Consider the following 14,530-nt stretch of genomic DNA (forward strand, 5'->3'; position numbering starts at 1 on the left):
GAGGGGTGCCGTTGGCCTGTTTGGTTAACTGCGGGAAAAATCGCGGCGTATCTCAGGGCAACCCCTTCGCTCTTCGGTGAGTCGTACTGGGCGGCGTGGATGAGGATCTTGAATTTTCGGGACCTCTCCACGCTCAACTGCCCTTCCGATTCCCGGAGTCGACGTGGTCGAGGCTGTTCCGCGCAGGACACTGCGTACCGTTGCCGTAGCTGTCGCCGTGGTGGCCGTGTGTGCCGGTGTGCTGCCGGCCGGGCCCGCCCGTGCGGCGACCGGCACCTTGCGGCAGGACTTCAACGGCGACGGGTACGGCGATCTGGCCGTGGCCGCTCCCGACGCCACCGTGAACGGCAAGGCCGAGGCGGGCTACGTCGCCGTGCTGTACGGGTCCGCGAACGGGCTGCGCGGCACGGCCGCGAAGGTGTACACGCAGGCCTCCGCCGGCGTTCCGGGCACCGTCGAGGCCGGTGACCGCTTCGGCTCGGACCTGGTCACCGCCGATCTGGACGGCGACGGGTACACCGACCTCCAGGTGTCGGCCGACGACGAGCGGTGGGAGCAGGGCGGCATCGCCCGGGAGGGCAGCCGGACCGTGCTGTGGGGCGGCCAGGGCGGCTTCACCTCGGGGAAGGTGCGGCCCGCCGTAGGCGACGGCCGGTACCAGAGCGGCGCAGGGACCGTCACCGGCGACTTCAACGGTGACGGGCATCAGGACCTGCTCGACAACGGCCGTGTGGAGTACGGGCCCTTCGGGCGTGACGGTGTACCCGCCGGCACGACCGGGGTGCAGCTCGTCGACGGCGACATCCAACTGGTCAAGGTGGTGACCGGAGATGTGGACGGCGACGGCATCACCGACGTCGTCACCCTTGCCCAGTCGTTCGACGACGATGACGAGGGCAACCACGGCGAGCACCTGAACTTCCTGCGCGGAAGCCGCGACGGCCTGCGCCCGCTCGTCGTCCTCAGGGACGCACAGGGCGAGCGGATCAGCCCCGATCACACCCTGGCCATCGGCGACGTCAACGGCGACCACCGCGGGGACATCGTCATGGGCTACGGACGGCTCAGGTTCATCTACGGCACGGTGAACGGCCCCGCCGACTCCGTCGCCCCCCGCACCATCACCCAGGACACCCCCGGCATGCCCGGCGCCGACGAGCCCGAGGATGTCCTCGGGCTCGACCTCGCGGTCGGCGACGTCAACGGCGACGGCTACGGCGACGTCCTGGCCGGTGACCCGTTCGAGGACCTGGGCACGGTGAAGCAGGCCGGCGCCTTCGTCGTCGTACCCGGCGGACCGGACGGGCCCACCGGGGCCGGCGGCACACTCCTCAGCCAGAGCAGCGCGGATGTTCCCGGGACCGCCGAGAAGGGCGATCGCTTCGGCGAGCGGGTTCATCTCGTCGACGGCAACGGCGACGGGCGGGCCGAGCCCGTAGTGGCCGCGATCGGGGAGGACTCGTACGCCGGTGGCGTGTGGGTGTTCCGGTCCGGCTCGGCGGGTGTCACGGCCAAGGGCTCCTTCGCCTTCGGCGCCCGCACGCTCGGGACGGTCGCGAGCGGCGCCCGGCTCGGTGACCGGTTCCCACGCTGATCCCGGCCCTTCCGCGGGTCCCGACCCTTCCTCTGATCACTTGCTTTCTACGTCAGGAATTCCATGGCTTCGCCTTCCCACCGCCGCACCCTTCTCTCCCGCCGCAGACGGCTCGGCCTCGCCACCGGCGTCGTGCTCGTCGCCGGGGCGCTGGCGGTGCCCGCCGTCAACGCCGCCACCACCGAGGCCGCGACCGCAACGCCGAGCACCAAGCGGCTGCACGACGACTTCAACGGGGACGGGTATCCCGACCTGGCGATCGGCGCGCCGGGCACCACCGTGAACACCCAGTCCGGTGCCGGGTCGGTGAGCGTGCTGTACGGCTCCGCGAGCGGCCTGTCGACCTCCCGCAAGCAGGTGCTCAAGGGGCCGGGCGTCCCCGACCCGGAGGCGTGGCAGGGCCTGTACGGCGGGCACCTGCAGAGTGCGGACCTCGACGGGGATGGATACGCCGATCTCCTCTCGTCCCTCAAGGCCTACGTGATGGATCTCGAGGACGGCTATGCGGTCCAGGTCAACTGGGGTGGCCCCAAGGGGCTCTCGACCACCGCGACGAGGCTTGCCTGGGCCCCGCAGGGGTCCCTTGCCGGGGGGTGGACCGGCCAGTTCACGGTCGCGGACGTGGACGGCGACAAGCACCCGGACCTGGTGACCCTGAGCAACGACAACTGGATGGGCGAGTCCCCCGAGACGGACAACGGGGACGGCACGGTGTTCCACGGGCCGTTCGAACATGGCGGCTGGCCCGCGCGGAAGAGCTACTTCCGCATCAATCCCGAGGGATACCAGAACTACGAGGCGCTCACCTCCGGCGACGTCAACGGCGACGGCATTGCCGACCTCGCCGTGCAGTCCACCTTCGTCGACGAGTCCGACTCGCGCGGGGTCGAACTGCTCCTGGGCGGCGCCGACGGCTTCACCTACAAGGGTCTGCTCAAGGACGCGCAGGGCCGCAGGGTCGGCGGCGAGGACGTCGAGATCGGGGATCTCAACAAGGACGGCTACGGCGACATCGTCGTCGGCCACTCCCTCGACAGCTACGACAGCGACGTCGAACTCCCCACCAAGGGCGGCGCCTTGGCGGTCGTCCATGGAGGCCCGGCCGGTGTGTCCACCACCCGCAAGCCGGTGTGGATCAACCAGGACACGGCTGGTGTGCCAGGTACGGGAGAGCGCGGCGACGGCATGGGATCCGGCCTCTCCATCGCCGACACCAACGGCGACGGCTACCTCGATGTGGCGACCGGCCTGCCTGGCGAGGACCTCGGCAGCATCACCGATGCCGGCGCCGTGCTCGTGCTGCGCGGCAGCGCGAACGGCCTGACCGCCACCGGCGTCAAAACGTTCACCCAGAACACCAGCGCTGTGCCCGGGACCGCCGAGAAGGGCGACCGTTTCGGTGCGGAGACCGCCCTCGTCGACGCGGACGGCGACAAGAAGGCCGGGCTGATCGTCGGCGACCCCGCGGAGAACGCCGGCAACGGTTCCGTGTGGGTCTTCTCCGCCACCTCGGGCGGCATCACGGCCGGCGGTTCGTTCTCGTTCGGCTCGGCCACCATGGGCCTCCCCGCGTCCGGCGCCAAGTTCGGGGCCTCGCTGGCGGACTGACGGCGACGAGGTCCTCGTACGAAGACCCATCCCGTACGAACATCCCCCCACGAAACGACAGGAGACAGCACCATGAACAGGCGCAAGGGAACCTGGCGCACGGGACTCGCCGTCGTCATGGCGGTGACGGGTGCGGCGGTTCCGCCCGCCGCCCACGCGGCCGGCGACGCCCCGTCGGCCACCGCGAAGCTCCAGGACGACTTCAACGGCGACGGCTACTCGGACGTGGCGATCGCGGCGCCCGAGGCGACCGTCGACGGCAAGACGAAGGCCGGATACGTCGCCGTGGTGTACGGCTCGGCGACCGGGCTCAAGACCTCGTCCAAGCAGGTCGTCAGCCAGAACACCACCGGTGTCACCGACTCCGCCGAGACGGGCGACCTGTTCGGCAGTGCGGTGAGCAGCGCGGACCTCGACCGGGACGGCTACGACGACCTCATAGTCGGCGTCACGGGCGAGGACAGCGTGGAAGGGGGCGCCGAGACCGGGCTCGTGCAGGTCGTCTGGGGCGGCGCGAACGGGCTGTCGGGCGGGGCCGCGTTGGCGTACGGGCACGAGACGTACGACCGGCTCAGTGAGCGGGGCGAGCTCACCGTCGGCGATGTGAACGGGGACGGGGCACCGGACCTCGTGGTCATCGAGAGGAATTACAAGCTGCGGGTCATCAAGGGCCCCTTCGGGCGGGACGGCGCCGCGAGCGGTGAGCAGACCGTCCTCGACAACTCCGACCCCCGCTTCCTGGACCTGGCCACCGGTGACGTCAACGGTGACGGCATCGACGACGTCGTCGGCGCCATGAACGACGGCGACGAGTACGACCACCGCCGCATCCAGTACTGGCGGGGCACGCCGGACGGTCTCGCGGAGAAGATCGTGCTGGAGGACAGCCGGGGCTTCTGGATACAGGGCGAGTCCCTCGACCTCGGTGACGTGAACGGCGACGGCTACGACGACATCGTCGCGGGCCGCGCCGTCGACGGCTACGACAGCGACCTGGACACCCCGCTCCCGAAGGGCGGCCGGGTCGGTTTCGTCCCCGGCGGCGCCGACGGCCCCGTCGTGAGCAAGGCGATGTACGTCAACCAGGACAGCGCCGGGGTCCCGGGCGCCGCCGAGCGGGGGGACGGCTTCGGCTCCGACGTCTCGGTCGCGGACGTCAACGGCGACGGGTACGCCGACGTCTCGACCGGCGTCCCCGCCGAGGACTTCGACGGGCTGAGCAACGCGGGCGGCGTCATCGTGCTGCGCGGCGGTGCGAGCGGGCTGACCGGTGCCGGTGCGACGGGCGTCAACCAGGACACCGCCGGTGTGCCGGGCGCCGCGGAGACCGACGACGCCTTCGGCCGTACGACCCACCTCGTGGACGCCAACCACGACGGCCGTGCCGAACTCGTCGTCGGCGCACCGGGGGAGAACGCGAACGCCGGGTCGGTGTGGGTGTTCCAGCCCACGTCGGCCGGGATCACCCCGACCGGCTCGTTCACCTTCGGGGCCGGGACCCTCGGCACCGTCGCGGCGAACGCGAAGCTGGGCTCCGGGTTCAATTACTGATCCACCGACAGACCCGTTGTGGCAAGGGCACGTTCCGGTGCCGCAACGGGTCTTCTGTTGTCTCCCTAGTTGTCATGCACGCGAAGCTCGCAGTTCAGCAGCCAGGCCGCCCACGGGCGTGAGCATCCGAAGTGTCCAAGAGGCCAGCGAGGCAGGGGAGTTCGCACGATGACCGGTGTTTCCGGATCCGTATCGCCCGACCGACGCCGCTTTCTGACCGCCGGAGCCGCCGTGCTCGGCGCCGCGGCCTCCGCCCAGCTGTGGCTGCCGACGGCCGCCCGGGCCGCCGAAACCCCGCTGCCCGACGGCGTGTTCAGCCTCGGTGTCGCCTCCGGTGACCCACTGCCCGACGGCATCGTGCTGTGGACACGCCTCGCCCCGGACCCGCTGAACGGCGGCGGGATGCCCGACAGCGTGGTGTCCGTCGAGTGGGAGCTCTCGGAGGACGAGCGGTTCAGAAAACCGGTGCGGCGTGGAGTCGCTCAGGCCCGGCCCGAGTTGGGGCACAGCGTTCACGTGGACGTACGGCGGCTGCGCCCGGGCCGTACCTACTGGTACCGCTTCCGCGTCGGCGGCCAGCTCTCGCCCACCGGCCGCACCCGCACCGCGCCCCACCCGCACAGCTCCGGAGGACGGCTGCGCATGGCGCTGGCCTCCTGCCAGAACTGGCAGCACGGCTGGTTCACGCCGTACGCCGACATGCTGGACCAGGACCCCGACTTCGTCCTCTTCGTCGGCGACTACATCTACGAGTCCACGCCGTCGGCGACGGGTGTACGGCGGCACGAGGGCACCGGTGAGCCGTACAGCCTGGTCCAGTACCGCAATCGGTACGCCCAGTACCGCACCGACCCGGACCTCGCCGCGATGCACGCGAACGCGCCCTGGGTGGTCACCTTCGACGACCACGAGATCGACAACGACTTCGCCGGCGAGATCCCGCAGGACCCGGACAAGCAGCCGCACGACGCGTTCGTGGCCCGGCTGACCGCCGGCTACCAGGCCTTCTACGAGCACATGCCGGTCCGGGCGAGCGCCATCCCGAACGGCCCGCACATCCAGATGTACCGCCGCCTGGAGTTCGGCCGTCTGGCCCGGCTCAGTGTGCTGGACACCCGGCAGTACCGCAGCGACCAGGCCAAGAGCCAGGAAGGCGCCCAGGACCCCACGCTCACCATGCTCGGCGCCGAGCAGAAGCAGTGGCTGGTCGACGGGCTGCGCCACTCGCCGGCCCGCTGGAACATGATCGGCTCGCAGATCATGATGGCCGAGACCGACCTCAAGGTCGGCGAGGGCAAGCTCTGGTACTACGACGCCTGGGACGGCTATCAGATCGAACGCAACGCCCTGATGCAGGAGTTGAAGCAGGTCCGCAACCCGGTCGTGTTCACCGGCGACCGCCATCTGACGATGATCAGCGACCTCAAGGAGGACTACGCCGACCCGGGCTCGGACGTCGTGGGCGCGGAGTTCGTCGGTACGTCGATCTCCAGCAACGGCGACCAGGACCAGGACGCCTTCCACAGGGAGTGGGACCCGCGCCTGCCGGACAACCCGCACTGGAAGCTCCTCGACGCCCATCGCGGCTACCACCTCTTCGACATCCGCCGCGACGGCATCGACGCCCAGGTGCGGATCGTGGACACGGTCCGGCAGCAGACGGCCACGCCGAGCACGCTGGCGCGGTTGCGGGTGGAGGCGGGGCGGCCGGGCGTCGAGGTCGTGTAACGCCCATCACCACCGGTGGGGGACCTGGGACTCATCCGTGTCCCAGGTCACTCTCAGCACAGTCTCAGGAAGTGCTCTTACCGTCCTCTGACCATGGAGACGGACTGTACGAGAGATGAACTCCCTGCGAACGGCGGCGTGATCACCCCGCTGCCCGCCGGGACCCGCCTGCTGCACATCGGCCCGCACAAGACGGGCACCACCTCGATCCAGGGCGCGCTGTTCGAGGCGAAGGACGAGATGGCCCGGTACGGCGTCGAGTGGCCGGCCACCACCCGGCACCCCATGGAGGCCGTCCTGGCCGCCTGCGCCCGCGCCGGAATGCTGGGCGACGCCGCGCCCACCGAGCGGCACTGGGAACGGCTGCTGGAGCAGGTGCGGGGCACCGGGCGGCGTACGTCCGTGATCAGCAGCGAGTTCTTCGCCGACGCCCCGGACGACGAGACGATCGGGCGGATCGTCGGGCAGCTCGGCGGTGACCGTGTGCACGTCCTGGTCACGCTGCGTCCACTGGCGCGGATCATGCCCTCGCAGTGGCAGCAGTACGTGCAGAACGGACTGCGCATGGGCTACGAGGACTGGCTGGAGCACATGCTCAGGAAGCCGCCGTACGAGAAGCCCAACCCCAGCTTCTGGCGCCGGCACCGGCATGACCGGCTCGTCGAGCGCTGGGCGCGGGTGGCCGGTCCTGAGCGGGTCACCGTCGTCGTGGTCGACGACCGGGACCGGGAGGGGCTGATGCGCACCTTCGAGGAGTTGCTCGGACTGCCCGCTCACCTTCTGCGACCGGTTCCGGACGCGGCGAATCGGTCGCTCACCCTCGCCGAGACCGAAATGCTGCGGAATCTTAATAAGGAATTCCGTGCCAATGAACTGCCCGAGGAGCTCTATTCACAGCTCGTCCGGAACGGCGCCGTGATGCATATGAAGAACACGTGCGCTCCCGGTCCAGGCGACGTGAAGATCTCCACCCCGCGGTGGGCCGTCGAGGAGGCCGCCGAGATCGGCGCGGAGATCGCGGAGCGTATCGGTGGGACGGGGGTGCGCGTCCTGGGTGACATGCGGCTGCTGTCCGAGACGCAGAAGCCCGCGACCCGCACCGAGGCGGAGCCGCGCATCGCGCCCGAGGCCGCGGCCCAGGCGCTCTACGGCGCCCTCGCCGCGGCCGCCGCCGCGCCCGTGCGGCACACCGCTGCCGCCAAGTCGCGCACGGTTCACCAGACGTCGTCCAAGGAACTGGTGCGGGTGCTCGGCCACCGCTGCCTCAAGCGGCTGCGGCTTCGGTGAGCCTGTGCGGTTACTCACAGCAATTCCCGGGCACCCGCGCGGGTACTCTCGGCAAGGACCATGCGTACAAGGTGAATGACAGGTTGCGCGCACATATGCGGCCGGGGGCGCTCACCTTGCACTGCGGTAACCCCAAGTGGGACCATTTCCAAGTTCCCAGTCGCCACAAGGTAGGTCACCTGTGTCCCAGCACATAGCCAAGCCCCGTACCACCGCAGTGATCCTGGCCGGTGGCACCGGTCAGCGGGTGGGTCTGTCGATCCCCAAGCAGCTGCTGAAGATCGCCGGCAAGGCAGTCATCGAGCACACCCTGACCACCTTCGAGAAGGCCGACTCGATCGACGACATCATCGTGCTGATGGCGCCCGGCTATGTGCCGGACATCGAGAAGATCGTCGCCAAGGCCGGGTTCACGAAGGTCAAGAAGATCATCGAGGGCGGCTCCACTCGGAACGAGACCACCGAGCGCGCCATCGACGCCCTCGGCGAGGGCCTGGCCGAGGGCGAGGACCTCAACGTCCTCTTCCACGACGCCGTACGTCCGTTGCTGTCGCAGCGCGTGATCGACGACTGTGTCGTGGCGCTGGAGCGCTTCCAGGCCGTCGACGTCGCCATCCCGTCCGCGGACACCATCATCGTCACGCGCACGCACGGCGAGGACGGCGAGTTCATCACCGAGATCCCGGACCGCTCCCGGCTGCGCCGCGGCCAGACGCCGCAGGCCTTCAAGCTGTCCACGATCAAGCGGGCCTACGAGGTCGCCGCCGGCGACCCCAACTTCCAGGCCACCGACGACTGCTCCGTCGTGCTCAAGTACCTGCCGGACGTGCCGATCCACGTCGTCGCGGGTGACGAGTACAACATGAAGGTCACCCAGCCCGTCGACGTCTTCATCGCCGACAAGCTGTTCCAGCTGGCCTCCACCGCCGCTCCCGAGCAGGTGAGCGAGGAGGCGTACCGCCAGCTGCTGACCGGCAAGACGTTCGTCGTCTTCGGCGGCTCGTACGGCATCGGCAAGGACATCGCCGAGCTCGCCGAGTCCTACGGCGCCACGGTGTACGCGCTGGGCCGCTCCACCACCGGCACGCACGTCGAGAACCCGGAGGAGGTCGACGACGCGCTGTCCAAGGCGTACGCCGAGACCGGACGCATCGACTACGTCGTCAACACCGCCGGTGTCCTGCGCATCGGCAAGCTGGCCGAGACCGACAACGCCACCATCGAGGAGGCGCTGAAGGTCAACTACCTCGCCCCGGTGCAGATCGCGCGGTCCTCGTACAAGTACCTGGCCGAGACCAAGGGCCAGTTGCTGCTGTACACCTCCAGCAGCTACACCCGCGGTCGCGCCGAGTACAGCCTGTACTCCTCGACCAAGGCCGCCATGGTGAACCTCACCCAGGCCCTCTCCGACGAGTGGGCCGGTGACAGCATCCGCGTCAACTGCATCAACCCGGAGCGCACCGCCACCCCGATGCGCACCAAGGCCTTCGGTCAGGAGCCCGCGGGCAGCCTGCTCTCCTCCGAGGCCGTCGCCCGCACCTCCCTCGACGTGCTGCTCTCCGAGCTGACCGGCCATGTCATCGACGTCCGCCAGCAGGACCCGACGGCGCCCGCCGGAAAGGCGTCCGGCTTCGAGCAGGCGCTGGCGAGTGTTCTGGACCGCCAGGACGGCGTGGCATAATCAGCAGTTAATAGCCTTATGGAATTCAGGCCTCTGCGATTCTTCGTTCACGAAGAATTCACAGGGGCCTGAGTCCTTCCCCGTTCACACCTCGCCCATCAGACCGGCCCCTCTCCCTGAGCAGGTTCTCCGTGATATCCACCGCTATTCGCGTCGCCCGGGTGGGCAGCCCGGCCGAGCTGGCCGCGGCGGCCCTCATGATCCTGGGCTTTCCGGCGCTCATGCTGGCCGCGCTCATCCCGAGCGTTCCCGCCTTCGCGGCCGCGGCCGCCGTGACGTACCTGGCGGACCACTATCTGCACCGCAAGGGCAGCTATCTGGTCAACCGTCTGAGCAAGGTCCGGGCCGGTCTGTCGATCCGCTTCCTGATCAGGCAGCTGCTGCTGATCCTGCTGTTGGCCCGCCTCGGTTTCGCGGACGACCTGGTCTACTACGGCGCGATCGCCTGCTTCATCGCCTTCTACGGCCTCCAGGCCCCGCACGGCGCGCTGGTCACCCTGATCCGCAACCGCCGCCGTATGCCGGTCGCCACCCGCAATGTCGACCTCGCCTCCCGCATCCGTATCCCGGACGCCCCGCCGAGGGGGCTGCTGCACCGCTCCGCCGAGAAGATGCTGCACCTCGACCTCGCGGCCGTCGCGGGCGTCCTCGTCTCGGCCTCCCTGGGGTCGGCCGTCGCCGGATTCATCGGTATCGGCGTCACGGTGGGCGTCGGCTGCCTGTACGTCGCCGCGCTCGTGCCGTACGTCCGCGGCCGGAAGATCCCGCCGAACGCGGAGACCGTCCTGGCCGCCGTCGACGACTGGCTGGGCGAGTACCGGCCCGAGACGGTGCTGTACTTCTCCGGCTCCAAGGACTCCGCCTACCAGGTCAACATGTGGCTGGAGACCATGGAGCAGCTGGACTCCAAGCCGCTGATCATCCTGCGCGAGCGCGCCATCCTGAACAGCCTGGCGCCCACCACGGTCCCCGTCATCTGCGTGCCCGGTGGCGTGCACCTGATGAACCTGGACCTGTCCAACGTGCGCGTCGCGCTGTACGCCGCGAACGTCGGCAAGAACATCCACCTGCTGCGCGTCCCGACCATGAAGCACGTCTTCATCGGCCACGGCGACAGCGACAAGCTGGCCAGCGTCAACCCGTACAGCAAGGTCTACGACGAGGTGTGGACCGCCGGGCGCGCGGGCCGCGACCGCTACGCCATCGCCGACGTCGGCGTCCGCGACGACGACATCGTCGAGGTCGGCCGCCCGCAGCTGGCGCCGATCCAGGGCTGGGACGGTGTTCCGGAAGGCCGGATCCCGACCGTCCTCTACGCCCCCACCTGGGAGGGCTGGGACGGCAACCCCGGCAACACCTCGATCGTGCTGGCCGGCGAGAGCATCGTGAAGAAGCTGGTCAAGGCCGATCCGCCGGTCCGCGTCCTGTACAAGCCGCACCCCTTCACCGGCACCGTCAGCAAGGAGGCCGGCGCCGCGCACCGCCGGATCACCGCCCTGGTCGAGCAGGCCGCCACCGAGCGCGCCGCCGACTCGCGCTTCACGGTCGACGCCGCCGCACAGACCGCCGCCAAGGCCGAGCTGGCCGGTATCGAGGCCCGCCTCGCCGAGCTGTCCGGCAAGGGCAGCGGCAGCGTCAAGGGCGACGAGGCCGAGGCCACCCGCGACGGCCTGGTCGACCTCGCCCGGCACGAGGAGGTCGCCCGGCTGCGCGCCGAGTGGAACACCGCGTACTGGCGCTCCTTCCCCGGCCACGAGCACCGCGTCATCACGGGCGCCGAGCCGCGGCTGTACGACTGCTTCAACGTCTCCGACGCGATGGTCTCCGACATCTCCAGCGTGGTCTCCGACTTCATCGCCAGCGGCAAGCCGTACGCCGTCACCGACTCCGCCGAGCTGGGCGTGGAGGAGTTCAAGCGGCAGAACACGGCGGTGCGCGCCGCGACGATCCTGTCCAACAGCGCGGCCGAGCTGGGCGAGCTGCTGGACGCCGTACGGGATCCGTCCGCCGACCCCCTGGCCGAGGACCGGAGGGACCTCAAGCGGTACCTGCTGGGCCCGGACGAGCCGACCTCCATCGTCCAGTTCAACACCGCGGTGTCGAACCTCGCCTTCAAGGCCGAGTCGCGCAACGTCGGCCAGGAGTCACGGGCGGCGGCAGGAGCCGCCGAGGCCGCACCGGCGACCGTGCCCGGGCCGCGGGTGGCCGTGACCGGGGACGATGTGACGGCCTGATCCGCAGATCGACGGTGCCCAACGGCACCTGACGGCGCGGCCCCCGAGGAGTGATCCTCGGGGGCCGCGCCGTTTTTCTGCGGTCGCCCGCACCGCCGCTTCTTGTGGTCGCCCGCACCGCTTCTAGCGGGCCTCTTACGTTTCCCGAATAGCGTGAGTCCATGTCAGTTCGCTATGTGACCTGAGTCACGGATTCGTGGGTTCGAGGCAACCGCTTGTAGCACCCAGCCGTCTACCAAGTAGCGAATGAGGCGATACGGGGGAAATATCCCGTTGACAAGGGGGAAACGTGACCGTCACGCAGCCTGATGTGAGTGTGATCATCGGGGCGTACGAAGCGATGCCGTATCTGATCGAGTGCCTGGCATCCGTCGAGGCACAGACCATCGATCCGGGGCGCATCGAGGTCATCGCCGTCGACGACGGGTCGACGGACGGCACGGGGGAGTACCTGGAGGAGTTCGCCGCCCGGGTCCCGATGCCGGTGACCGTGATCCGGCAGGACAACTCCGGTGGCCCCAGCGGTCCGCGCAACGTCGGTCTGGGCAAGGCGGCCGGACGCTACGTCTTCTTCCTGGACGCCGACGACCGACTGGGCCCCGAGGCCCTGGAGCGCATGGTCGCGATGGCCGACAGGAACGGCACCGACGTCGTGCTCGGCCGGGTCGAGGGCGTCAACCGCACCGCGCCCAAGTCGATGTGGGGCAAGACGCTGGACCGTACCGACGTCTTCTCCTCCAACATCAAGTTCACCCTGAGCGCGCAGAAGCTGTTCCGTCGCGAGCTGCTGACCAAGCACAACATGCGCTTCGACGAGTCCCTGTGGACCGGCGAGGACGCGCTGTTCACGATGGAGGCGTATCTGCGGGCGAACGGCGTCTCCGTGGTCGCCGACTACACCTGCTACTACCTGGTGGGCCGCGACGACGGCAAGCACGTGACCAAGAGCGGCGGCTACACCCTGCGCTTCGACTCCGCGCGCGCCCTGATGAACCTGATAGCCGAGCACGTACCGGCGGGCGACCGGCGCGACACGCTGATGGTCCGCCCCTTCCTCATCACCCTGCTGCCGCAGTTCGGCCCCAAGTACGCCAAGGACAGCGAGAAGATCAGGCAGCACAAGCTCGAACTCGCGGCGCCCCTGATGGACGCCTACTGGACCGCGAGCATCGCCCGCCGCCTCAAGGTCGAAGAGCGCCTGCGGCTGCACCTGGTCGCCGAACAGCGCGGCGAACTCCTGCTGCCCGTCGTGGAGTTCATCAAGGCCAAGAAGCAGGCGGCGGCCCTCCTGGAGAAGAAGGGCCGCCGGGTCTACCTCGCCTACCCGCACTTCCGGGACGCGGCGGCCGGCATACCCGACTCCGTGTACCTCGCCGAACCGCGCGAGGCCCGCGCCTTCCCGGGGTACCGGGAGGGGGGCGTGGACTCGTTCGTGCGGCGGGCGGTGCGCAAGGCGCGGCGGGTGCTGAGGTCGCGGGGCGCCGCGCCGGGCGGAAGCGCCGCGGCGGCGTGACGAACAGGGTGTGACCGCTGTGCCCCACGACGACGTGGGGCACAGTCATGTACTGACGACTTGTCACACACCCTTGCAGGCCGGGGTGTTGTCGGCCGTGCCCGGAAGCGCCGCGGCCTTCACCGTGGCGAAGTTGGCGGCGTACAGGTCGTGCACGGCCGTGCTGTCGATCTTCAGCAGCGCCTCGTCGTTCTCCCGCAGCGCGGGACCCGAGTAGTTGTGGCTGCCCGTCCACACCACCTTGTTGACCGTGCCGCTGTACTTGCCGTCGATCAGCAGGTACTTGGAGTGCACCACGGAGTTCGTGGTGGTGGAGTTGCCGTCCTCGTCGTAGTTGTAGCAGCGGAGAGTGGGGCCGCCGCTGGTGTGCAGCTCCTCCCACGTGCCGGCGGTGCCGGAGCTGGCGACGCTGTCCGTCTCCGCGTAGACGATGTCGACGTCACAGCCCGCCTTCTTCAACTCCACGAGCTTCTCCGCCACGCCGAGCCGGGTGAACCGCAGCATCGCGACCCGGACCTTGGTGGACTTGGCCGTCGTCCCCTCGGTCCAGGTGCATGTCACGCCGTCGAGGATGTTCCAGATCGTGTCGGCGCTGTTCCCGGTCCCGGGCACGTACGGGTAGAAGTACACCTTGTACGGGCTGAACGTGGCCGTGGTGTACGACCACGAGTCCCAGTCCTGCGCCGCGAGCTTGCCGAAGTAGGAGTTGTAGGCGTTGTAGATGCCGGTGTTCTGCAGCAGCACCGCGTCGTTGCGCATCCGGCTGTACGCCGACGGCGTCAGGTTGGACGACGTCTGCACCACCAGGTTCGAGGCGCCGTCGACCTGGGAGAACAGGAAGAACTTGTTGTGGTTGATGGAGGCCCCGCCCGCGGGGTCGCCCAGGCATGACTTGCCCTGGGGGCACAGGCCCACGAACGAGGACTGGGCCCGGTCCGTGCCGAGGGCGGCGCTCAGAATGCCGTAGGAGGGGTTCGACGGGTTGTCGCTGACGCTGGTGGAGTCCAGCAGGACCCGCACGTCGACGCCCCGGTCGGTGTGCGCGGTGGCCAGCGCGCGGGCCGTGGTCTCGTCCCACATGTGGTAGAGCGCGACCGTTATGTCGGAGCCCGGGGCAGCGGAGTTGATGAAGCTCTGTATCTGCAGCCGTATCGCCTGCTGCTCGTCCGTGGTGCCCGCCGGGTTGTTGAACACAGTGCTGATCTCGGGCAGAGCGGCGGCGGCCTCGGGCGCCGTGGCCGTCTGCAGGCCCGCGGCGAGCAGCAGGGCGCTGATCACGGTGGCGATCCTGCGGGATCTGAAACGGGAAGCGAAGCGCATGGGTTGGTCCCCTC

9 protein-coding genes are annotated in these 14,530 nt (G+C 69.4%); 8 read left to right on the forward strand and 1 reads right to left on the reverse strand.

The features are described 5' to 3' along the window. The first annotated feature begins 163 nt into the window (after positions 1–163). The 8 genes from BLU79_RS31475 (at position 164) to BLU79_RS31510 (ending at position 13,196) form a co-directional block, all read left to right on the forward strand. Positions 164–1,594, forward strand: a complete 1,431-nt coding sequence (locus BLU79_RS31475) for an integrin alpha (protein ID WP_093909366.1) — start codon at positions 164–166, stop codon at positions 1,592–1,594. Positions 1,595–1,657: 63 nt separating this feature from the next. Then, on the forward strand, positions 1,658–3,202 hold the full coding sequence (locus BLU79_RS31480; protein ID WP_093909367.1) for an FG-GAP-like repeat-containing protein: 1,545 nt from the start codon (positions 1,658–1,660) through the stop codon (positions 3,200–3,202). 72 nt (positions 3,203–3,274) lie between these two features. Further along, positions 3,275–4,753 (forward strand): FG-GAP-like repeat-containing protein, encoded by a 1,479-nt coding sequence (locus BLU79_RS31485; protein WP_093909368.1) that lies wholly within the window; start codon positions 3,275–3,277, stop codon positions 4,751–4,753. Between the two features lie 168 nt (positions 4,754–4,921). Further along, complete coding sequence (locus BLU79_RS31490; protein ID WP_093909369.1) at positions 4,922–6,481, forward strand: alkaline phosphatase D family protein; 1,560 nt, start codon at positions 4,922–4,924, stop codon at positions 6,479–6,481. Between the two features lie 93 nt (positions 6,482–6,574). Next, a complete protein-coding gene (locus BLU79_RS31495; protein WP_093909370.1) occupies positions 6,575–7,768 on the forward strand; it encodes a hypothetical protein in 1,194 nt (397 codons plus the stop codon). 181 nt (positions 7,769–7,949) lie between these two features. Continuing rightward, positions 7,950–9,449 (forward strand): bifunctional cytidylyltransferase/SDR family oxidoreductase, encoded by a 1,500-nt coding sequence (locus tag BLU79_RS31500; protein WP_093909371.1) that lies wholly within the window; start codon positions 7,950–7,952, stop codon positions 9,447–9,449. 161 nt (positions 9,450–9,610) lie between these two features. After that, a complete protein-coding gene (locus BLU79_RS31505; RefSeq protein ID WP_093909372.1) occupies positions 9,611–11,683 on the forward strand; it encodes a hypothetical protein in 2,073 nt (690 codons plus the stop codon). A gap of 289 nt (positions 11,684–11,972) precedes the next feature. Further along, a complete protein-coding gene (locus tag BLU79_RS31510) occupies positions 11,973–13,196 on the forward strand; it encodes a glycosyltransferase family 2 protein (RefSeq protein ID WP_093909373.1) in 1,224 nt (407 codons plus the stop codon). Positions 13,197–13,259: 63 nt separating this feature from the next. On the opposite strand, the gene BLU79_RS31515 is transcribed toward BLU79_RS31510, so the two are convergent. After that, complete coding sequence (locus BLU79_RS31515) at positions 13,260–14,516, reverse strand: phospholipase D-like domain-containing protein (protein ID WP_093909374.1); 1,257 nt, start codon at positions 14,514–14,516, stop codon at positions 13,260–13,262. Between the last annotated feature and the right edge of the window lie 14 nt (positions 14,517–14,530).

The sequence above is a fragment of the Streptomyces sp. cf386 genome (assembly GCF_900103585.1).
Lineage (GTDB): Bacteria > Actinomycetota > Actinomycetes > Streptomycetales > Streptomycetaceae > Streptomyces.

Excerpts from the sequence above, each read along its gene's own strand:
- BLU79_RS31480 (WP_093909367.1), top strand. The coding sequence starts at position 1,658 with ATGGCTTCGCCTTCCCACCGCCGCACCCTTCTCTCCCGCCGCAGACGG.
- BLU79_RS31485 (WP_093909368.1), top strand. The coding sequence starts at position 3,275 with ATGAACAGGCGCAAGGGAACCTGGCGCACGGGACTCGCCGTCGTCATG.
- BLU79_RS31490 (WP_093909369.1), top strand. The coding sequence starts at position 4,922 with ATGACCGGTGTTTCCGGATCCGTATCGCCCGACCGACGCCGCTTTCTG.
- BLU79_RS31495 (WP_093909370.1), top strand. The coding sequence starts at position 6,575 with ATGGAGACGGACTGTACGAGAGATGAACTCCCTGCGAACGGCGGCGTG.
- BLU79_RS31515 (WP_093909374.1), bottom strand. The coding sequence starts at position 14,516 with ATGCGCTTCGCTTCCCGTTTCAGATCCCGCAGGATCGCCACCGTGATC.